The organism is Streptomyces sp. GESEQ-4 (assembly GCF_017948455.1).
Lineage (GTDB): Bacteria > Actinomycetota > Actinomycetes > Streptomycetales > Streptomycetaceae > Streptomyces.
The window spans coordinates 24608-45682 of sequence record NZ_JAFFSU010000035.1 but is presented as its reverse complement, the minus strand read 5'-3'; the positions used below and the strand labels follow the sequence as shown (position 1 = coordinate 45682).

Annotated in this window: 14 protein-coding genes and 4 pseudogenes; 14 read left to right on the top strand and 4 right to left on the bottom strand. The window is 68.5% G+C overall.

Features of this window, described 5'->3' with window-relative positions; genetic code table 11:
• The first annotated feature begins 37 nt into the window (after positions 1-37).
• The 7 genes and pseudogenes from KCH48_RS38340 to ligA all read left to right on the top strand — a co-directional run bounded on the left by KCH48_RS38340 (position 38) and on the right by ligA (position 7318).
• Positions 38-334 (top strand): hypothetical protein, encoded by a 297-nt coding sequence (locus KCH48_RS38340; protein WP_210582086.1) that lies wholly within the window; start codon positions 38-40, stop codon positions 332-334.
• A 319-nt stretch (positions 335-653) separates the two neighbouring features.
• Positions 654-962, top strand: coding sequence for a hypothetical protein (locus KCH48_RS38335; protein WP_210582084.1), 309 nt, complete (start codon positions 654-656; stop codon positions 960-962).
• A 380-nt stretch (positions 963-1342) separates the two neighbouring features.
• Positions 1343-2089, top strand: a pseudogene (locus tag KCH48_RS38330) (IS481 family transposase); the annotation flags it as partial.
• A 55-nt stretch (positions 2090-2144) separates the two neighbouring features.
• A pseudogene (locus KCH48_RS38325) lies at positions 2145-2962 on the top strand (IS5 family transposase).
• A gap of 10 nt (positions 2963-2972) precedes the next feature.
• A pseudogene (locus KCH48_RS43540) lies at positions 2973-3092 on the top strand (integrase core domain-containing protein); the annotation flags it as partial.
• The gene (locus KCH48_RS38315) at positions 3093-4007 is read left to right on the top strand and encodes a helix-turn-helix domain-containing protein (protein ID WP_210582082.1); all 915 of its coding nucleotides are present in this window, start codon (positions 3093-3095) and stop codon (positions 4005-4007) included.
• Positions 4008-5239: 1232 nt separating this feature from the next.
• Positions 5240-7318: an NAD-dependent DNA ligase LigA gene (gene ligA, locus KCH48_RS38310; protein ID WP_210582080.1), complete on the top strand. Its 2079-nt coding sequence runs from the start codon at positions 5240-5242 to the stop codon at positions 7316-7318.
• A gap of 284 nt (positions 7319-7602) precedes the next feature.
• On the opposite strand, the gene KCH48_RS38305 is transcribed toward ligA, so the two are convergent.
• Complete coding sequence (locus KCH48_RS38305) at positions 7603-8859, bottom strand: hypothetical protein (RefSeq protein WP_307841065.1); 1257 nt, start codon at positions 8857-8859, stop codon at positions 7603-7605.
• Positions 8860-9136: 277 nt separating this feature from the next.
• On the opposite strand from KCH48_RS38305, the gene KCH48_RS38300 reads away from it, so the two are divergent.
• Complete coding sequence (locus KCH48_RS38300; RefSeq protein ID WP_210582078.1) at positions 9137-11974, top strand: orc1/cdc6 family replication initiation protein; 2838 nt, start codon at positions 9137-9139, stop codon at positions 11972-11974.
• Positions 11971-13527 carry a hypothetical protein gene (locus tag KCH48_RS38295; RefSeq protein ID WP_210582076.1) on the top strand — a complete coding sequence of 519 codons (1557 nt, stop codon included), beginning with the start codon at positions 11971-11973 and terminating at the stop codon, positions 13525-13527. The genes KCH48_RS38300 and KCH48_RS38295 overlap by 4 nt, the downstream gene beginning before the upstream one ends.
• A 389-nt stretch (positions 13528-13916) precedes the next feature.
• Here the strand turns inward: KCH48_RS38295 and KCH48_RS38290 are convergent, their stop codons facing one another.
• The gene (locus KCH48_RS38290; RefSeq protein ID WP_210582074.1) at positions 13917-15371 is read right to left on the bottom strand and encodes a hypothetical protein; all 1455 of its coding nucleotides are present in this window, start codon (positions 15369-15371) and stop codon (positions 13917-13919) included.
• 456 nt (positions 15372-15827) lie between these two features.
• Between KCH48_RS38290 and KCH48_RS43050 the strand changes: the two genes are divergently transcribed.
• Positions 15828-15950, top strand: coding sequence for a hypothetical protein (locus KCH48_RS43050; protein ID WP_256122669.1), 123 nt, complete (start codon positions 15828-15830; stop codon positions 15948-15950).
• A 104-nt stretch (positions 15951-16054) separates the two neighbouring features.
• On the opposite strand, the pseudogene KCH48_RS42660 reads toward KCH48_RS43050, so the two are convergent.
• Together KCH48_RS42660 and KCH48_RS38280 are read right to left on the bottom strand one after the other, a co-directional pair.
• Positions 16055-16237 (bottom strand): annotated as a pseudogene (locus KCH48_RS42660) (ferredoxin); the annotation flags it as partial.
• Positions 16238-16287: 50 nt separating this feature from the next.
• Positions 16288-16935 (bottom strand): TetR/AcrR family transcriptional regulator, encoded by a 648-nt coding sequence (locus KCH48_RS38280; protein ID WP_266529714.1) that lies wholly within the window; start codon positions 16933-16935, stop codon positions 16288-16290.
• Between the two features lie 933 nt (positions 16936-17868).
• Here KCH48_RS38280 and KCH48_RS38275 point away from each other — a divergent pair.
• The 4 genes from KCH48_RS38275 (at position 17869) to KCH48_RS38260 (ending at position 20931) form a co-directional block, all read left to right on the top strand.
• Complete coding sequence (locus tag KCH48_RS38275; RefSeq protein WP_210582070.1) at positions 17869-19386, top strand: MFS transporter; 1518 nt, start codon at positions 17869-17871, stop codon at positions 19384-19386.
• Between the two features lie 103 nt (positions 19387-19489).
• Positions 19490-20050, top strand: coding sequence for an SDR family NAD(P)-dependent oxidoreductase (locus tag KCH48_RS38270; protein WP_307841064.1), 561 nt, complete (start codon positions 19490-19492; stop codon positions 20048-20050).
• A 42-nt stretch (positions 20051-20092) separates the two neighbouring features.
• The gene (locus KCH48_RS38265) at positions 20093-20236 is read left to right on the top strand and encodes a hypothetical protein (protein WP_165269958.1); all 144 of its coding nucleotides are present in this window, start codon (positions 20093-20095) and stop codon (positions 20234-20236) included.
• A 68-nt stretch (positions 20237-20304) separates the two neighbouring features.
• Positions 20305-20931, top strand: a complete 627-nt coding sequence (locus tag KCH48_RS38260) for a hypothetical protein (protein ID WP_246886526.1) — start codon at positions 20305-20307, stop codon at positions 20929-20931.
• The last annotated feature ends 144 nt before the right edge of the window (positions 20932-21075 follow it).

Genomic DNA, 21075 nt, shown 5'->3' with positions numbered 1-21075 from the left:
CCCTCTCGATCCCGGCCGACGACTGCTAGGAGAGCGTATGAACAAGTCCTTGTTGAGGAAGGCCTCGGGTGCAGCAGCGACCGTGGTTGCCGTCGGCGCGTTGTCGCTGTGGGGCACCGGAGCAGCGGCAGCGGCACCTTCGAACCCGGCCGGCGCCGGCGAGTGCCTGTACATCCTCAACACCAGCAACTACCCGACAACTCCGGATCGACTTAAGTACTGCAACATCGGTGAAGGCGGCGGAATCGACTGGCTCACCTGCTACGCGGGCCTCTACGGCACTGGCGTCAACCAGACGGTCGCGGCACTAGCGTGCAACGCCGCTTCGGACTGATCACCGACCATTAGCGGGGCTTTCCCGAGAAGAAGCATCCTATTTCCGCAGGTCGGAGGGTGCTTTTCGGACTCCCGTCGCCACCAGCGCAGATCACCGCATTTTTCATAGATTGTTTGTTCGGCACAGGCCCCCGAAGGCAAACAACACCTGGGCTGCTACCCCTGGAGCGGGCAGCACGTCCAATGTGGGTGCGCCGGACGCGACCCCGCGAGAGCGTCGTCCCGTCATCGCGGACGTCAGACCTCACGGAGGGAATGCCAACGGCCCTCAAGGGGCGGGCGTGAGTTGTATCAAACACCGCATGAATGGAGAGCACATGAACATGGTGAGGACATGGCGTCGCCGGGCTGCGGTCTTGACGGCGACCGTGGTTGCCGCTGGCACGCTGCCGCTGTTGGGCGTCGGAACAGCGGCGGCAGCGCCTTCGAATGTGGCGGAGCCCGCCACCTCCGGCGACTGCCTGTACATCCTCAACACCAACGGCTACCGGACAACCCCAGCTCGGGCTTCGGCCTGCAGCGATGTGGAAGAGTGGCTGGTCTTGTTCTGCAGGATCGCGCTCGAGAACACTGGTGTGAATAGCTACGTCGCGCGGCTGGCCTGCAATGCCGCCGCCGACGACTGATCGTCACATCAGCGAATGCCCGCTGCGGTGGCCCTCAACAGCGCCCAGTACCGACTTCCCGGGCCGCCGTACCTGTGAAACAGCTGCTTCCAAGGGGGAAGTATGAGAATGCGCCGTGCCGTGGTCTTTCTGACCGTAGCCGCCGTATGGACTGGGATAAGTACAACTGCCGTGTTGGCGTCTTCGGGGTCGACTGACGGCGGCCATGAAAAGCTCCCCATATGTGAAGTCCCACGAGTTGTTGGACAGTTCTGTCCCGGCTGACCCTGGACGGTCCCACGGCACTTTTGACGGTCTCGGCACATCCTGGACGGCCGTGGCTCGTTGGTCCTTCCGTGAAGGAAGCGCGTGAGCCGGAGCCAGTGGACGACCGGCGGTGGATGGCCGAGCATCGCTACCGGGCGGTGCTCCAGGTGCTGGACGGAGCGCCGGTCGCGCAGGTGGCCCGCCAGTTCGGTGCGTCGCGGCAGTCGGTGTACACCTGGATCGAGCGGTACCACGCCGGCGGGCTGGACGCTCTGGGGGACAAGTCGCGCCGACCGCACGTCTCGCCGCACCAGGTGCCCGCCGAGGTCGAGGCCCTGGTCTGTGAACTACGCCGTTCCTACCCCCGCTGGGGCGCCCGCCGGATCGTCCACGAGCTGGGCCGGCGCGGGCTGGTGCCGGTGCCCGGCCGTTCCACCGTGCACCGGATCCTGACCCGACACGGCCTGATCAACCACCAGGAGCAGAACCACCGCCGCGTCTACCGCCGCTGGCAGCGAGACGCCCCGATGCAGCTGTGGCAGCTGGACATCATGGGAGGGGTGTTCCTGGCCGGCGGGCGCGAGTGCAAGCTGGTCACCGGCATCGACGACCACTCCCGGTTCATTGTGATCGCCAAGGTGGTCGCCGAGCCGTCCGGCCGCGCGGTGTGCACCGCCTTCGCCGAGGCCATGACCACGTACGGGGTGCCGTCGGAGGTGCTGACCGACAACGGCAAGCAGTTCACCGGCCGCTTCACCAAGCCGGTCCCGGCCGAGGTGCTCTTCGAGCGGATCTGCCGGGAGAACGGCATCACCGCCCGGCTGACCAAGCCCCGATCGCCTACCACCACCGGGAAGATCGAGAGGTTCCATAACTGGCTCTAACAAAAGCGGGTTGATCATGTGACTGTCCGCTTGATCGTTCGTTGATGTGGGCATGGGGAAGCGTCAGTCACGACCCTGGATCGTGTCGGATGAACTGTGGTCGCTCATCAAGCCGTTGCTGCCCGAGCCGCCCCCGAAGCAGGTCGAGGGCAGACCTCGAGTGCCCGATCGTCAAGCCCTGTGCGGGATCTTGTTCGTCCTGCACACCGGCATCCAGTGGGAGTACCTCCCGCAGGAACTGGGCTTCGGCTCGGGCATGACGTGCTGGCGCCGCCTGGCGGCCTGGAACGAGGCCGGCGTCTGGGACCAACTGCACCAGCTACTGCTGAACAAGCTGCGCTCGAAGAACCAGCTGGACTGGTCGCGGGCGGTGATCGACTCCTCCCACGTCCGGGCCGCACGCAGGGGCCCAAAAGCGGCCCCAGCCCGGTCGACCGCGCACGCCCGGGCAGCAAACACCACATCATCACCGACGGCCAAGGGATCCCGCTCGCGGTGTCTCTGACCGGCGGAAACCGCAACGATGTCACCCAACTGCTGCCCCTGTTGGACAAGATCCCGGCAGTGGCCGGAGTCGTCGGTCGGCCGCGCAGACGGCCGGACATGCTCTTCGCCGACCGCGGCTACGACCACGACAAGTACCGACGGCTCTTGCGGCAGCGCGGCATCACGCCCGCGATCGCCGAGCGTGGCCAGCCGCACGGGACGGGACTGGGCACCTTCCGCTGGGTCGTTGAGCGGACGATCTCCTGGCTGCACGGCTTCCGCCGCTTACGGATCCGCTGGGAACGACGCGACGACATCCACGAGGCCTTTCTCAGACTTGCCGTCTGCCTGATCACCCACCGGCACGTCCAGAGGCTTTGTTAGGGCCAGTAAGTCCCTGCGGCGCGAACTGCTGGACCACGTCGGTCCGTTCGCTGACCAGGCAACGGCCCAGGCCGCCATTGACGCCTGGGTGCACGGCTACAACCACAACCGGCCGCACCAGGCTCTCGACATGGCCGTGCCCGCCGCCGTGTTCCGCCCCGTGGCCAAGGAGCCGCAGCAGGACCGGCACGAGGTCCACCTGCCCGAGCTGCAGGATGAGACCACGCCTGCGACGGACGAGCTGCTGGCGCCGCAGCTGCCCGCGCTGCTGCCCTCACCGCGGCTGCCCGTCGACGAATCCCACATCGGGGCCGTGGAGTTCGAGGCGCTCATCTCGCCGATCGGCAGACTGTGCCTGCCCTCCGGGCAGCAGCTGAAGTTCCCTGCAGCTCTGGGAGGACGCACCGCCACCATCTGGGCTGACGAGCGCAGCATCCACGTCTTCATCGACGGCGAACTCGCCCGCACCCGCACCTCCCAGTTCACCGCGGCCGACCTGAAGGCGCTGGTGCAGCGCGGCGGGCGGATCGCCGGCCCTGAACCGGCGACGCCCGCCTTGCCGGAGGGGTCGCAGGCCCCGCTCGTGGTCGAGGTCGACCGGCTGGTCGGCCGGGACGGCGACGTCGGCCTCGGTGGGCAGCGCGTCAAGCTCGCGGCCCAGCTCGCTGGACAGCAGGTCACCCTGCGGTTCGACGGCCAGCTGATGCATGTAATCGCCGACGGCCGCGTGGTCAAGACGCTGCCCGCCCCCATCCCACCGGAGCAACGAGCGCAGATCAGCGGAGCCCGCAGCCCGCGCACCGCGATCATCCCTCCTTCGGTGCAGGCCCTGCGGGCTCAGCGCAAAGTGCCGGTGGACGGCGTGGTGATGGTCGGCGGCCAGCGCCTGCGGATCGGTCGGGCTCACGCCGGGAAAGCCGTGACCATCCTCATCGAGGACACCGTCTTCCGCGTCCTGGACTGCGACGTCGAACTGTCCACCCATGCCCGCACCAGCGACAAACCGATCAGGCAGTTCAAGGCGGTCGCTCGCACGAGGAAGTAGCGACTGTCCAGCATCTACCGGTGACGTCCAGCGTCTCCTGGGACCAAACTGTCCAAGATCTCGCGGAACCTCACATTGACAGTCGACTGACCGTGTACCTGGACCTGTTGAGGAGTGGCGGGACAGCCCTGGCTACGGCAGCGAGGCGGTGTGTGTAGACCGCAAGGATGACAAGCGTCGACAGGGCCATGCCGTTCTGCCAGGTACCGGCTGCTACCGGCTTACAGGCGGCTACTTCTACAAGTATTTGGTGACCAGGGCGTAGGGTTGCGTGACTCCATGCCGGGCTTGCTGCCCACAGAGAGTGGAGGGTGGGCGACTGGTGGAACGTCCTGCCTCTACGTGAGCCATATGGCCAGTACAAAGCCCCCGCGACGAAATCCGCGGGGGCTTGTCTGCTTGGTCGGGGCGGGTGCGGTGGCAACGGGCACAAAATGAGTTAACGCCGAAACGGAGACTGAATACATCCACACGAATACCGCCACCTCTCTCTGGTTTGCTGGTGATAAGGGCGGACAATTTTGGGCTACGCAAACCCGTGTCACTTACAACGGTGCAGGTGGGTGGAGTAGATGGTCTCACGTCTTCACGGGTGACCCGCAGACCTGATGCGGCCATGGGCCGTCCCTCGAATCCCATGGCACCGCGAGGATCATGAACGCGGGGTGCCGCACACGAACCTCGAAATCCTGTATTGGTGCCAGCAATTCGGTGAGGAAGTCGGGACCGGAGTCCACCGATTCGAGGTACGCGGGAGGCGTTCGGCTACGGCGTTTCCGTAACGCCGTTCCGTGACGCCCGCCGCTGACGGCAGGCCCGCACCCGGCAGCGGGCCGAGCAGTACATCGCCGCCTTCGACCGCTCCACCCCCACCGTCCACGACCGCCCGCACACCGGGCACTCCGCCTGCTCTCCTCGCTGCATCGCGATGGCCCGCTGCCAGGTCCGCTGAAGCCTTCGCCACCGTCCCGAGCAGAACACCGCCTCCGCCGCCATCGTCGGCGGCAGCGGATCACCGCACTCCCGGCAGTCCGCCGAGCCGTCCCGCCATCCCCCACAACTCAGATCATCCAGCTGTACACACCTCACGACCAGGGATCAAAAACACCTACCTACGGAAGCGACAGCCCCGAGCAGGAGCGCGAGCCCGGTCGCGGCGGCCGTCGCGCCGGAGCTGCAGGTGCGGACGGTGTGCCCGGGTGTTGTCAGTGGTGGCAGGCAGGATGGCCGGCATGACGACAGCAGCTGCAGTGATCGTGGATGCCGCCGGCTACGCGCAGGCGGTCGAGGACGCGGTGAAGGCGTCGGCCGCCTACTACCAGGGCGGTACCTCGGTGCTGGACGACGACGCCTACGACCGGCTGGTACGCGGCATCGCCGCCTGGGAGGCCGACCATCCCGACCAGGTGCTGCCCGGCTCGCCGATCGGGAAGGTCGCCGGTGGCGCCGTGGAGGGCGATGTCCCGCACACGGTGGCGATGCTGAGCCTGGACAACGTGTTCTCCTCGGAGGAGTTCACCGCCTGGACTGCCTCGCTGGCCCGCCGGATCGGCCACGACGTGGCGCAGTTCAGTGTTGAGCCGAAGCTGGACGGGCTCGCGATCGCCGCCCGCTACACCCACGGACGCCTGAGACAGCTGATCACCCGCGGCGACGGGATGGCCGGGGAGGACGTCTCACACGCCATCGGCACCATCGTCGGCCTGCCGAAGGAGCTGGCGGAGCCGGTCACGGTAGAGGTGCGCGGCGAAGTCCTGATGACCACCGCCCAGTTCGAGCACGCCAACGAGGTGCGTACCGCGCACGGCGGACTGGTGTTCTCCAACCCGCGCAGCGCCGCGGCGGGCAGTCTCCGTGCCAGGGACCGCGCCTACACCGTGCCGATGACGTTCTTCGGCTACGGCCTGCTCCCCCTCGCCGACACCGGGCCGGAGCTCTCCGCCCGGCTGTCCGGGCTCGCGCACAGCGACCTCATGGCGAAGGCCGGCGGACTCGGGGTCAACACCACCGCCACGACCCCTGTGCCCGGCACCACCGCCGACACGGTCCAGCAGGTGCTGGCCCGGGTGATGGAGATCGCCGCGCTCCGGGCTGAGTTGCCGTTCGGGATCGACGGGATCGTCATCAAGGCCGACCTGGCCGCCGACCAGCAGGCGGCCGGATCCGGGACGCGCGCCCCGCGCTGGGCGATCGCCTACAAGCTGCCCGCCGTCGAGAAGATCACGCGGCTGCTGGAGGTGGAGTGGAACGTCGGGCGCACCGGCATAATCGCCCCGCGCGGCGTGCTGGAGCCGGTCGAGATCGACGGCGCCACCATCACCTACGCCACCCTCCACAACCCGGCCGACATCACCCGCCGCGACCTGCGCCTGGGCGACCACGTCATGGTCCACCGGGCCGGCGACGTCATCCCCCGCATCGAAGCCCCCGTCGCCCACCTGCGCACCGGCGACGAACAGCCCATCGCCTTCCCCCAGGCGTGCCCGCGCTGCGGGGCCGGCATCGACACCAGCGAGCAGCGCTGGCGCTGCGAGAACGGGCGCAACTGCCATCTGGTCGCCGCCCTGTCCTACGCCGCTGGCCGCGACCAGCTCGACATCGAAGGCCTCGGCCACACGCGCGTCGTCCAGCTCGTCGACGCCGGCCTCGTCGCCGATCTCGCCGACCTGTTCACCCTCACCCGCGCCCAGCTCCTTGGCCTGGAGCGGATGGGCGCCACCAGCACCGACAACCTCCTCACGGCGATCGCCGCGGCCAAGGGGCAGCCGCTGTCGCGGGTGCTGTGCGCGCTCGGGGTGCGCGGCACCGGACGCTCCATGTCCCGCCGGATCGCCCGGTACTTCGCCACCATGGACAACGTCCGCGCCGCCGACGCCGAAGCGATGCAGCAGGTCGAGGGCATCGGCACCGAGAAGGCCCCGTCCATCGTCGCCGAACTCGCCGAACTTGCCCCGCTCATCGACAAACTCGCCGCCGCCGGGGTGAACATGACCGAGCCCGGCGTCACCCCACCCGCACCTGCTGCCGGCGACGGCCCGGAGGCTGCCGGTGGAGCGGACATGCCGCTGGCGGGGATGACGGTGGTCGTGACCGGCGCGATGACCGGCCCCTTGGAGAAGCTCAGCCGCAACCAGATGAACGAGCTCATCGAACGTGCCGGGGGCCGCTCCTCTTCCAGCGTCTCCAGGAAGACCACCCTGGTCGTCGCCGGAGACGGCGCCGGATCCAAGCGGGCCAAGGCCGAAACCCTCGGTATCCGACTGGCCAGTACCGACGAATTCGCCGCCCTCATCGCCGACTTCCTCGAGTAGCGGTACCCGGTGACGGCGGGTGCCCCACCTCACAGCGGAGTCCGTGCGGCACAAGGAACAACCCGAAGCGGTTGACCGTTCACCTATATGTGGCTGCGGAGGGGACAGTGTCCCCGGGCCTCACCTACAGCCCATGGGGACGATCGTCCGGCTGAAGCCCCATGGAGCCCTCCGCCGAGAGGCGACCGCCCTCCGCAGACCCACCCACACGGCCCCGGCTGGTCTCCCCCGTCCAGCCGGGGCCTTTCACGTACTGATCACCGGCGCCGGCCTTCAGGGCGCCGCTACGAATCCACGAGGTAGGCCTTCTCCCCCATCATCAGCGGCGCATCGGCAGGCCCTTTGATGTAGGGCCCACGCCAGATCACCTTGTGTTCCTGACGGCTGGGGTACCACTGCCTCACCTTGTGCATCCGCACCGGCCACCGGTGATGGAAGACCCGCTTCGTCTCCCCTGCCGGATCCGACGAACGGGGCGAGGGCGCAGCCAGCCGGATCACCCGCACGTCGGGATCGCGAGGCACGGCGCCGTCCACGCCGCTGCTCGCGGCCGCGCTCACTCCAGATGCGTTCTGGGACCGGCCGACGGCCGTGACCCCTTGGGCGTTCAGCCGCCAGAAGGCAAACATGTACCGGCACACAAAGTCGTCGTAAGGGTCCTCTACGCGGCCGCCGGCCCACTCCCCGGTCTCGGGAACCGGATCGGCACGCCACTGGGACGCATGAGTGAGCGCCTTTTGCAGCTGCCGGTGGCGGTCGGACAAATCCGCGAGCAGCTCGGGGCTCTCCTCCGCCAGGCATGCGTCGCCCCGCAGCCCGTAGATGCCGTCCGGCATCAGCGGCGGCAACGGGCTTCCGGACGCGCGCGCCTGGGAGACCACCTGTCGCCACCCGTCCGGCTGCACCGGCCCGTCGCGGTCCATGAACGTCGTCACCCGCACACCGGGGTACTGGGCGGTGGGCAGGATCTGGTGCTGGGTGATGAACTGCCAGCCGAACGCCTTGATGTCCGACAGTGAGCCGGTGCGGTTGACGACCACGACCGGCTCGGGCAGCACCAGCAGCCCGGTGGGCACGAGGATGTCCCGGTCACGGTCCAGGGTGCTGACGTCAGCCGGCTCGAGGGTGGCGGCCGCGGCCATGACCGCGGCGTGCGCGGCCGGGGAGATGACGAGGACCTCCGCCTGCCGCAGCAGTTTCCCGATCTGCCGAATCTGCCACGAGGCGGCCTCCCCGGCCGACTGGGGCCACGGCGGCCGGTAACCCTGCTTGCCCAGCGCCATCGACAGCGCCGCATCCCGCTCGATTCCCTCGGGCTTTTCCGCCATGTCGGCGAGATCGCTGCTGAGCAGCACGCCGTACAGGTCACGGAGGACGTTGTCCATGTTCGAGGCGAGCGTCATCTGCACCCACGCGTTCCCGGTCATGCACCGCTGCGTCACCTCCCGCAGCCGCAGCGCCGTCCGTGCCGCGTCGGTTGCCGTCCACTGACCGGCCCTGTCCCGGCTGCGCTCCCGCTTGCCCCGGCTCGCCTTCCCCACCCCACAACCCCCTCAGTGCGATGGCCAGTTGCCGAAGCCGTACCCGACCTCGACAGATGCGACACGACGCGATCCGGCCGACCCAGGCCCCCGCACGCGGCCGTCCGGGCCTGTCGCTCAACATGAGCGCGCGCAGCGCGCGGCGTACAGGTATGCCCGTCCGGTGTGCCCAGGATGCCCGTGTGGTTCAGGACCGGCGCTTTCTGGTCTTCTCTACGCTCCGTGCACTGCGGGAGCGTTAGCATCCGCAGGCCTGGCATCGGGGGAAGGGTGATGAATGCTGCCGTTACGGACGCGTCTTGAGGAGGCCTGGGAGAAGGCGACAGATTTCCTGGAGCCTGACGAATTCGAGGTCTACAACCGGTCCGTGCACGCCGCCCTGGAGGACCCGGAAACAAGGCCGCTGTTGGGGAAGCGATCGACTGCCACGCCAGAAGCGGTCCTGCGGGAAATGCAGAAGCAGCCCTACGTCAGCTACGTCATCAGCCTGTGCGAAGGACCACAACAGAGAGCGTTCGACAGGGCGCACGTCGAGCTGGAGGACGCCCAGGACAAGTACGAGAACGCGGCAGGCGAGGCGGAGTGGGACTGGCGTGTGGTCTGCACGCTGGCCGCTGCTGTCAGTTTCGTGCTGCTCGTCGCAGGCGGCCCGCGGGTTCTGTTCGTGGCGTATCTCGCTGCGGCGATTTGCCTATTGGCGCTGCACTGGTCTGGCACAACGGTGTGGCGCAACCTGCGGCAGTGCCTGGGCACCGCGAGATTGGGCACCGCCTGGGCGGTGCAGCGTATCGAGGTGGGAGTCCGCGCCGTCGAATGGGGCGAGGTTCTCCTCGAGGAGGGCACCCGTCCCACGGTGGCCATGCTGGTCCGTCACATGTTGGGTGATGACCCCGACTCCGTGTTCATTCCGGGTGACTACGAAGGTCTGCGCGCGCCGCGGGCACCCGGCTACCTCATCGAGAACGCGGCTTTCGACCAGCTCAAACGCAAGCTCGCGCACATTGAGGACGGCACCATCGCGGTGTGCGGCCCGCGCGGCGTCGGCAAGACCACGTTGCTCGAACAATGCGTCAAGCAGGCCGACTTCGGCGTTCTCGCCCAGGCCCCGGCCACCTACACCCCGCACGATTTCCTGCTGTCGCTGTCGGTCCGCCTGTGCGAGGAGTACATGCGCAGGGCGAAGTACAAAGTCCCCGAGTTCACGCGGCTGTCGACGGTGCGCCGGCTGCTGCGCCGTGCCCGGCAACGTGCCGGGCGACTGGGGCGGTGGAGCGCATTCGCGGTGCCCGCGACGGCCTTGGTGATCCTGGGTCTGTCGGCCTCGGTCCGCTCTCTGTACGAGCAGTACGCGACCTCAGCGGCCGACTTCGCCCGCACCCAAACCGGAATCATCCATCACCACGTGACGGAGATCTGGCAGGGATACGCCGTCGGTGCGAGCGTCACTGTCACCATCGCCGGCATCGCCTGGTGGAAGTCGCGGCACGACACCTGGCTGCCACGTTTGGTGGGACGGATATGGGCTGCCGGCAGCCATCCCGTCGGAATACTGGTCGCCGTGGTCTCGGGCGGCAGTGCGCTCGTCGACCCGCAGATCATCCAGCAAGTGGAGTACGTCCCACCCGACACCATGATCAACGTCGTGATGCTGGGGTGCATATGGCTGCTCTGCCGCATGGCCCGCGACTCCGGACGCACGTTCACCCTGGGCATATGGACCATTTCTCTGGACGCCGTCTTCCGGCCCGCAGCCGCTGCCGCCGGGATCATGTTCTTGCTGTACCTCGCCCGGAACCCGCAGACCAACGCACTCCTGGCGGACACCGAGAACCCGCTCAGGCTCGCCGGCATCATCGCCGGACTGCTGATGGCGCGAGCAGGAGGCTGGCGACCGCGCCGGGCGGAGCCGGAACTGGTTACCCGATGCCGCAACCACCTGTACCGGCTCCAGACCACGCAGATGACCACCAACACGCTCTCGCCCGGCGCCTCGCAGATCTTGACGCTGGGCAGCTCCCACGCCACCTCCGTCTCCACGATCCCGCCGAACTACCCGGAACTGGTCGAAGACTTCCGCGACTTGCTGCGGCGCATCGCCGCCAAGAAGGCCGACCAGAAGGAAGTCGTGGTGATCGCCATCGACGAAGTGGACCGCCTCGGATCGGACACCCAGGCACTGGCCTTTCTCAGCGAGATCAAGGCGATCCTGGGCGTCCCCCACGTCTACTACCTGATCTCGGTGGCCGAGGACGTCGGTGCGGCGTTCGTCCGGCGTGGCCTGCCGCACCGGGACGTGACCGACAGCTCCCTGGACGACATCATCTACGTCCAGCCCAGCACCCTCGATGAGTCGCGCACCATTCTTGCCGAGCGGGCCAAGCAGCTGACCGAGCCCTATGTCGTGCTTGCCCACGCCCTGTCCGGCGGCATACTGCGCGACCTGCTGCGCTACGCGCTCCAGATCAAGGAGATGCAGGATAAGTCCCGGTCCTTTGAGCTGACCAAGATCTCCCGGGACCTCATCCTGGAGGAGCTCTCAGAGACCCTGGCCGGTTTCAGAACCCTCTTGAGCAAACAGCAGTGGGCCCGCGACACCAGCGCGATCCTCACCGCATTCCGCACCCTGTGCGGCTATCTGCCCGATCCCTGCCCCTGCACGGAACCCGAACTGCGCCTCGCCCTTGAGGAATTCGCCTTCCACGGCGCAGGCGACCCGTCAGCCGCCGCTATCCAGCCCCAACTGGCCGACGACGCCCGCCAGCTCATCGACGAAGCCTCCGCGTACACCTACTTCTCCCTCACCCTGTTCGACATCTTCAGCAACGACGGCCTTGACCGCCGCACCCAGCTGGCAGCCGAGCACGGCCCGGACGGCCACCTGAGCCGGCTGGCCGAAGCGCGCCAGGAACTCGTCATCTCGCCCTACAGCGCCCGCACCCTCATCGAGAACATCCGCAAAGCATGGTCGCTGCCCCTGGCGCCGGCCCTGAACAGCCGCATCCCGTCACAACCCCCGTCCTGCCCCATCCACTCACCACAGCCGCAGCTCTTCCTGTTCCCAGACGAACCGCAAGGCCCGAACTCCCCCGATGGAGGCCCTCCGTGGACAGCATGACCGCTGCAGAGCTGCAGGAGACGTTCCGCATCAGCCGGGAGACCTGGCACCGGATCACCGCCGAACCAGGAATGATCAACCCGATCGACCCGAAGTACACCCGCGGCGAAACCAAGTGGGAGGCACACGGCTTCGTGCACTGGCTGGCCGCCCACTACCCCGACCTCGCCCACGCCACCCCGCACCTCCTCCGCCCGGCCACCCAGGTCACCCCCCAGTACCTGGGAGGCCGCTACACACGCCCCGAGGCCGACCAGTACCGGCCGCATGAGCACTTCGCCGGCCGCTGGAGCACCCCGCTGGGAGTCGTCGCCGTCATCTACGGCCCCCGCAAGCCCAGCCCACAAGAGGCCCTCGACTACCACCCGGACGCCACCACGGTCGTCGTCACCCAGTTCCACTACAACCATTACGGCCTTCCAGACCTGGAAGCCGCCGACCGTGAAAGGCCTGACCTCACCTACGAACCGCACTGGTCCGAACTGGCCGCCCACGTCGGCAGTCCCGTCCCCTGGTGGCCCACCCGACTGCTGCGTGAGGAACACCTGATGGACTGGAAACCCGGCCGCAGGCCTTCTTCCGTCGTCGTCGTCACCCAACCGGCCTGGGAGCCGCTCCACGACTTGGCCTACACCCAGGCCAAGGGCAGCTCCCTGCGCATCGCGTGCCTCTCCATCAGCCACGAGATCCGCACCCGCGCCATCGAAAGCGCCCAGAACGACCTCGACGACATGAACGACATCAAGGCCGACGACAGCGACTACGCCCAGCGGCGCAAAGCCGAACGCGCCTGCATGACCCTGCCCGGCTACCCCGACACCGAGAATCCGGCCGAAGCTGAAGTCGGCTTCCGCGGCATCGTCCGCGAAGGCCTTGCCCAGCTGTGCCAGCGCACCGACGACCTCGCCGTCGAATGCCTGGAGAACATCAAGATGTGGAGCGGCAAAGACCTTCCCTTCGGCGAGGCCTTCTCCGTCACCACCAAGACGACCACCCCGGCCGCCAGCGAATGGATCCAGCGTCTGGAGCCGACCGAGCCGACCGCCATCCACCGCGTATGGGAACGGAAAGCCGAAGAGGTCACCGGCACCTTCACCGACCCCGTCACCCGCAGCCCCGTCGTCACCAAACAGGGCTACTACATGTTCCGCCCCGACGACGAGGTCAGCTACCACTCCTACGCCCCCCGGCAGCTCCCCGTCGGCAGCAGGGTCTCCGAGGTCATCCTCGACAGCCCGGTCTGGATCCGCACGCAGCGCGGCACCCTCTACCCGGCGCCCGCAGCAGAAGGCCGCGGCCTGACCTGGGGGTATCAGGGAACCGGACCCGGCACCCTTGCCACCCTCATCGGCCGCCTCCTGGACGACGGAAGCTCCCCCGCCATCACCTCCGCCGACGACATCAACACCGAGCCGAACCTCGAGGCGTTCCTCGCCGGCAAATACGCACGCGGCACCGTCCTGTCCCGCGACATCCTCCTCCGCATCCGCCGGGACGGCCGTCTCGGACCCATCGACCGACTGAAGATCGGAAAACCCCACACCGAACGGTGATCGCCTTCCGTCCTCATGAGAGGTCGTTTTCACCGAACAGCAGCGGGCGACCGCTGCGGCCGGGACGGCGGCAGGATGCTCCCGTGTGCGTCAACCGCCAGGCGACCGATCGGAACTGACGCACCGATACTTACTTCAGCCTGCCCGCTGGGGCGCCCGGCCGGCCTCCACCCGAACGCGCTGGACCTGCAGTTGGCTGAGCTTTCGCTCCAGGAGACAGTGCGCTGTGCGCCGCCGGGCTTCGTCGGCCGCTACTTGCGCCGCCACATACCCGTGAGGCCAGCGGCGCAGCACCGAGTCGACGTGCCGCTCCGGCCAGGCAATTGGCGGTACTGACAGCGCGGCAGAGAGCAGGTGTCCCTCGGAGCGAGGATGCTCGCGTCACAGGCTCATTCCGGCCGCGACTTGCGAAGGCGGGTGAACTCTTTTGCCTTTTCGGCCCGTGAACGATGCGGGCCACGGGGGATCTTGCAGCGAGCGTCCGGGCCCTGGCCGCAGTCCGGGCATGTGACCTCGTACACGCGCCAGTGCCGCGGCATGGCCTTCTGCTTGGCCTTCCGCTCATCCACGATCGGCTGCAATCGTTCGTCGTGGGGGAAGTCGCGCATGTTGCCGCCATCGCTCCCCTCGGCGAGAACACAGTGCTCGCCCTGGTCCGCGTGACAGCGAGGACAGCTCCTGTCGAACCACTGCCGGCGCCCCACCTGCCTGTGCAGCGGGACCTGCGGCAGCCGCGCTCCGTCAGCCGCACGCTTCTTCCAGACGTCCACATCTCGTGCCTGCCCGGCAGGCAGACGATCTCCCGCTGCGGCCGCCGACCGGATAAGCGTCTGCACCTGGTCGCGCAGGTCGTGGCTGTAGGCGTCATGGCGGCGCAGGCCTTTGAGGATGGTGCGAACGCGGCCGGCGGCCTCCGCTGCCGTCCGCTCGGCAGCAGCTTCCGCGTCAACTGCCTCCTGCGTGAGGTTGTCGAGGCCGGCGAAGTAGTCGGTCGCTTTCGCCACGATGGCGTCCTCGGCCTGCGTGCGGTCATGCGAGGCGGTCGCGTTGACGCGCACCAGGAGCTTGCGCACCTTCCCAGCGCTCTGATCAGTCACTGCCTGGTCCAGGCGGGCGAACAGCCTGTGGCGGACTTCGGCTTGTTCCTCCAGCCAGACGTGTGCGTTTCGTACTGCGGCCTCCAACCGGCCCTGGATCTCCTGGCTGACCCTGTCCAGGTCGGCGATCTCACGGCACACCTGCGTCACCATGACCACGGAGTCGACCCGGCGTGCATACAGCAGTCGGCGCAGCAGCCCTTCAGCCCGCGCATCCGGCTCCGGCACCTTCCTCGCCTTGCCCGGGGACCACCGGGACGGAGGCGGTGTACTGCGAGCCTGAATGATCCGCTCGACTGCCGGCGTCGAGAGTCCTTGCTCCGTCATCTCGCACTTGTCGAGGTCGAACCACTCGGTGGGCCGCGCGAAGGCCTCGGTGCCGATACGGACCCGGCGGGCGGTGCCCTCGCTGTCCAGACGGATGCGGTGCACGTACCAGCGGTGGATCAGGGTGTCCCGGTCCACGGGCACCGACACCCCCAGCACCGGCTCGCTCTCGCCGTCCCACACCGGGGGCACCGCCTGGTCCAGGTGCACCCGCAGCCCGCGATCCTTGAACTCGATGTCCACCACGGAGCCGACCGGCGTGCCGTCGGGCTGGGTGAAGCCGAATCGGGCTTGCTCGCCGCGGTCGCGCAGCCAGGCGGTGGCCGCGGACTTCACGTTCCCAGTCAAGTGCTTGTGTTCAGTTGGGCGGGTTGACATGGCCGCTTCTTCCCTCTCTTGGGTTGGTACCGCAGCCCTCATGGGGCACACCGACTCGCAGACCGCGGCAACGTCTTCGCACTGCGTCCGCGCGCTACGTAAGGGCAAATACCCGCTCAAGAACACGGCGGCCGACACAGCCCCAGGTTGGTTGTCCGCCTGGAAGGCCTCGTTCCCCCGCTCGGCCGATGGAGAGGAAAGCGAGCGCTGACAGCACTGCCCAGCCTTTGGCGCGGTGAACCGCCGCTTTCGTGGTCATGCCGTAAGCGCTGAGGAGGAACCTGTCGGCTGCGCCCTGGCAGATCCTGCCGCGCCGATCATTGACGCGGATGCCTTGTCAGGTTCGGCGCGGCGGTCGGGCAGCTGCGGTTTGGTGGTGGGGTGTGACCACGCCGAGCGAGCCCCTCTCGCGCGACGCGATCACCGGGGTCCAGCTATCGCGGTGCTGGAGGAATTGGTTTGAGGGCGGCGAAGGCCTCGTCGAGGAGGTCGACGAGGTTGAGGGCGCCGTCGGAGGTGGTCCAGTGGAAGCTGAACTTCCACGGGCGCTACCCGATCGTCCGCAGCCACGGCGACGGGGCCCTTAGGGCGCTGCGGGATCCGAACGCCACCGAGGAATAGACGCAAGCGGCCCCGGTGCCGCCCCACGGAGGGAGGGGCGGCACCAAGGCCGTGCGTCCCTGAACCCGGGGTGGTGGGCGCCATGCCCACGAGCACGAAGGTCGGGAGGCGGACTCGCGTACCCCGTCGTGGAGTTCGGGCGCGGGGTGCTCGCCGAGGAGGACGGCCATGCCGTCCTCGTCCCGCTGGTCGAAGACCTCCGGAGCGATCAGGACACACTGACCCGAGGCCACACACTTAGGCGCCCTTGGCCTCCAGGGCCTTGGCCGTCGAAAAGTCGGCGTCAACAGGTCAGCGCACCGTGCGCCGCTGGATGGCCGCATCCAACGTCCGGCGGTCAGTCGGACGGCGGCAGCAGTCTCCTCATCAACGCCTCCTCAAGCTCGCGCAGGATGGTGTCGTCATCGACAAAGGAATGCGGCAGGGTGTGCCAGAGGGCGAACTGACCGTGCAGGCCGGTCCACAGCAGGACCCCCAGCGTGTCGGCCTCCTCGCGTTGCTCGGGACAGGCTGCGGCGAGGTACTGGTCAACGGCATCGGTCCACGCGATCAGCACCCGGTCGAGCGGATGCCCGGTGGCGCGCCGGTCCTCCGCCGAAGTCTGCTGCTCCAGGCTGAACATGAGCCGATAGCGGCGGGGATTGTCGACGGCGAACCCGCGGTAGGTGCCCACGATGGCGCGCAGGACACCCCATGCGTCGGCACCGGCCTCGGCGGCCGCGCTTCCGGCCTCGCGCATGGTCGACGCCAGCGCGGCGTACCGGGCATCGAGCACCGTCCGCACCAGGTCGGTCTTGTCGTTGAAGTGCAGGTAGATACTGGGCGCGGCGATGCCCAGCTCGCGGGCGATGCCACGCAGAGACAGGGCGTCCTCGCGACCGGACTCCTCCAGGATGCGGGTCGCCGTGTCCAGGATGTCCTGCCGGAGGCGCTCCCCTTCACCCTGCCGGTAGGGCACACGCCGCTTCTGGGCTGCCGAGTCCACGCTTCCTCCTCCGTACCCCGCCGGTTGCGACTGGGCTTTCATCATCGGCCATCCACGGCTTGCCACCCGTCTGGAACGGGCCTCGCCAAAACCACCTAACGGCGTTAGGCTCATCTCGACAACCACCTAACGGCGTTAGTCACCCTAACGCCGTTGGGTCGATGAGAGGAGCCCTCGTGCCCCCTGGCCCCACGCCCGAATTCGTCCTCGCCCGGCCGAGGACCGCACCCCTCGATCCGCCTCCCGCTTACTCCCGCCTGTGTGAGGAGGCACCGATCAGCCGCGTCACCATCTGGGACGGCCGGCGCGGCGCCTGGCTGGTGACCCGCTGGGAGGACGCCCGTGCGGTGCTCGGCCACCCCGCCTTCAGCAGCGACCCCTCACAGCCCGGCCACCCGGACGTGCAGCCGGATCAGCCGCCCCAGCCGCCCGGCTTCTTCGCCAACGTCGACACACCCGTCCACACCACGATGCGGCGCCACGCTCACCCGCGAGTTCATGGTCAAGAAGATCGACGCACTGCGTCCCACCATCACCGGCATCACGGGACAGCTGCTGGACGAGATAGCCCGGTCACAGGGGCCGGTGGACCTCGTGGAGCGTTTCGCCCTGCCGCTGCCCTCGCACCCCGCTGAGCGGGGGGACTCGGCAGTAACCGATTGGCCCGGGACCGCCTTGAGCGGAGGCGGTCCCGACGCGCCGAATCCGTGGGGACGGGATCGGCGCGAGGTCCCAGGTCCGGCGGTGGACCTTCCCCCAGTCCGCCGCCGGATCCGAGGACGCCACCGCGCTCTCTGAGGGTCCTGTCCGACATGCGGCCTACCCGACAGACTGCAGCCCATCGGACCGCCAGCCGCCGAGCCTCACCTTTCGTAGTCCTGTCCGCTTTTCCGCGTCCCGAAATTCCGTTGCCAGTCTCGAAGGGGCACCCCTATGTCCGAAACAGCCCGCAAGGCACCCAGCGTTCCCGACCCCAACCGCTGGCGAGCCCTCGCATTCATCTCGATCGCCCAGCTGATGGTCATCCTCGACGCGACCATCGTGAACATCGCCCTGCCCTCCGCTCAACAGGACCTGGGCATCTCGGACGGCAACCGCCAGTGGGTCATCACCGCCTACGCCCTCGCCTTCGGCGGTCTCCTCCTGTTCGGCGGCCGGATCGCCGACCTCTGGGGCCGCAAGCGCGCCTTCGTCATCGGTCTGGTGGGCTTCGGCGCGGCCTCCGCACTGGGCGGCGCCGCCACCAACGAGGCGATGATGTACAGCTCCCGTGCCCTGCAGGGCGTCTTCGGCGCCCTCCTCGCCCCCGCCGCTCTCTCCCTGCTCTCCGTGACGTTCACCGACGCCAAGGAGCGCGCCAGGGCGTTCGGCGTCTACAGCGCGATCTCCGGTGCCGGCGGCGCCGTCGGCCTGATCCTCGGCGGCGTCCTGACCGAATACCTGGACTGGCGCTGGACGTTCTTCGTGAACATCCCATTCGCCGCGATCGCCGCAGCCGGTGCGTACTTCGTCATCAGCGAGCCGGAAGGCGGGCGCAACCGCTCGCCGCTCGACATCCCCGGAGTGATCCTGTCCGCCCTCGGCCTGGTCGCGCTGGTCTACGGCTTCACCCGCGCCGAGTCCGACGGCTGGAGAGACTCCACGACCCTCGGCCTGTTCGTCGCCTCCGCGGTCCTGCTGCTCGCCTTCGTCATCACCGAGGCCAAGGTCAAGGCCCCGCTGCTGCCCCTGCGCGTGGTCACCGAACGCAACCGCGGCGGCGCCTTCCTCTCGTTCGGCCTCGCGAACATCGCGATCTACGGCCTGTTCCTCTTCCTCACCTACTACCTGCAGATCGTCAAGGGCTACTCGCCGATCAAGACCGGCTTCGCCTTCCTGCCGTTGGTTGTCGGCACGATGATCGGCGCGACCCAGATCGGCACCCGCCTGACGCCCCGCGTGCCGGCGCGGCTGCTGATGGGTCCCGGCTTCCTGGTCGCCGCGGCCGGCATGTTCCTGCTGACCCAACTGGAGGTCGGCTCCTCGTACGCCGGTCTCCTCCTGCCGACCCTACTGATCGTCGGCATCGGCCTGGGTACCGCGTTCATGCCCGCCATGTCCGTGGCCACGCACGGGGTGGAGTCGCGCGACGCCGGTGCCGCCTCCGCCATGGTCAACACCTCGCAGCAGCTGGGCGGCGCAATCGGCACGGCCTTGCTGAACACCATCGCCGCCTCCGCCATGGCCTCGTACATCACAGACCACATCGCCACGGCCGCGACGAAGCCCCAGCAGCAACTGGTCCAGCTCCAGGGCATGGTGCACGGCTACGCCAACGCCGCCTGGGTCGCCGTCGGCATCGTGGCCGGCGCCGCCGTGATAGCGCTGGCTCTCATCAACATCGGCCGCCCGAAGGCCGATTCGAGCACCGGCGAGGGACCCGAAGCCCAGGTACCGGTGATCGCACACTGACAATGCCCCCTCCCGAGCGGGCCCATGGTCCGCTCCGGCTCCTCCGCATCCGGAGCCGGGGCGGGCCTTCTTCGGTCCCGACGGCCGACAACAGAAGGCGCTGGTGCCCGGCCTCACCATGGCCACCCCGAGCGAGTCCACGGTGGAAAACCTGCAGCCGCAGATCGAGTACAACTTCTACGGCGCCGTCACCGCCGCCCGCGCCGTATTGCCCGCCATGCGGGAGGCCGGAGCCGGGACCCTGCTGTTCACCACCGGCGGCGGCTCCATCAACCCCGTCCCCATGCTCGGCAACGTCAACGCCGCGGCCGGAGCACCGCGCAACTGGGTGCTCAACCTGCACAACGAACTGGCGGGTAGCGGCGTGTACGCCGCGCACGTGGCGATCAGCACCTGGATCGGTGACGACGGCCCCGAAGGCATCCCCGCAGCCACCCCCGACCAGATCGCACCCTTGTACTGGGACCTGCACGAGCGCCGCGACCAACCCGAGGCCGTCTTCACCGGCTCACTCACGCCGGCACTCCGGCCGCTGCCCACGGGCGGCGGACGTCGTTCTCGCGGTCGGCCCGAAGCTGCCGGTATGGGCTTGATATCCCAAGTCGGCGATGGTGGGCGGTTCGTGACGGTCGGAGGATACGCCTGCCGGCACGACTTCCGGTGATCATGGAGTGTCGAGTTCGCTGATCACCACAAACGGAAGGCCGTGCCTGCTGCGCAGCGCAACGCGTCGGCCCCGCCCTACGGGCCGTACGACCCGCCGCCCGCCGGTTCAGCCCAGACCGTCGGCGCCGACCGGGACGGCGGATTCGTCGAGCAGGGCGTCGGTGACGGTACGGCGCAGTCATAGACCGTATCTCGCTCGCCGAGGTCGCCCGCCGCATCCAGGACGGTGTCCCGCCGTCCCTGCGCGGCCGGGTGTTCGCGGCGACCGCCGACCTGGCGGCGCTCGCGGGGTGGGTCAGCCACGACTGCGGCCGGTACGCCATCGCCCAACGCTTCTGGAGTTACGGCACGTACGCGGCCGGGGAAGCGGGGCGGCGCGACCGCGGGGTGGAGATCGTCACCCGCATGTCGCACCAGATGATCTACCTCGGGCACCCGCAGGACGCCCTCGGTCTCCTCGGCGTCGCCGCGAAGAAGGCCACCCTGCCCGCGACGAGAGCGCTGGTCGCCTCGCAGACCGGCCGGGTGCACGCGGCCCTCGGCGACGAGCGGGAGGCCGACCGGTACCTCGGCGACGCCGACGGCCTCCTGGCGGACGGACTCGGCGACGACGTCCCCGAGTGGGTGAGCTACTTCGACGCGGCCGAGCATGCCGGCGCCCGCGCGGTCTCCGCCCGCGACCTCGCCGGACTCCACCACGGCCGCCGAGTGGCGAGCGGCCATCTCGACGACGCGGCCCGCGTCGACTCCACCCTCGTGGCCTCCCGCCTCAACATGCTGCTGGAGGCGGCCCGGCCGTACGAGACCGCCGCGGTGCAGGACGTACGTACCAGGGCTCGGGATCTCGCCACCGCCCGTCCGACCACCATCGCGGCCTGAGACCATCGAGCGCATGGGTAAGCACTCCCGACGCCTCCTTCGACGTAAGGAGTGCACCACGATCGCGGACAAGACCGCACCGCCCGCTCTGGACCTGCTGATGCGCGATTGATGGCGCCACGCGAACCGAGCGAATACGGCCGA

Bases quoted from the DNA above. Each gene is read 5' to 3' on its own strand.
- KCH48_RS38275 (WP_210582070.1), top strand. From the start codon at position 17,869: ATGTCCGAAACAGCCCGCAAGGCACCCAGCGTTCCCGACCCCAACCGC.
- KCH48_RS38335 (WP_210582084.1), top strand. From the start codon at position 654: ATGAACATGGTGAGGACATGGCGTCGCCGGGCTGCGGTCTTGACGGCG.
- KCH48_RS38300 (WP_210582078.1), top strand. From the start codon at position 9,137: ATGCTGCCGTTACGGACGCGTCTTGAGGAGGCCTGGGAGAAGGCGACA.
- KCH48_RS38315 (WP_210582082.1), top strand. From the start codon at position 3,093: ATGGCCGTGCCCGCCGCCGTGTTCCGCCCCGTGGCCAAGGAGCCGCAG.
- ligA (WP_210582080.1), top strand. From the start codon at position 5,240: ATGACGACAGCAGCTGCAGTGATCGTGGATGCCGCCGGCTACGCGCAG.
- KCH48_RS38295 (WP_210582076.1), top strand. From the start codon at position 11,971: ATGACCGCTGCAGAGCTGCAGGAGACGTTCCGCATCAGCCGGGAGACC.
- KCH48_RS38290 (WP_210582074.1), bottom strand. From the start codon at position 15,371: ATGAGGGCTGCGGTACCAACCCAAGAGAGGGAAGAAGCGGCCATGTCA.
- KCH48_RS38340 (WP_210582086.1), top strand. From the start codon at position 38: ATGAACAAGTCCTTGTTGAGGAAGGCCTCGGGTGCAGCAGCGACCGTG.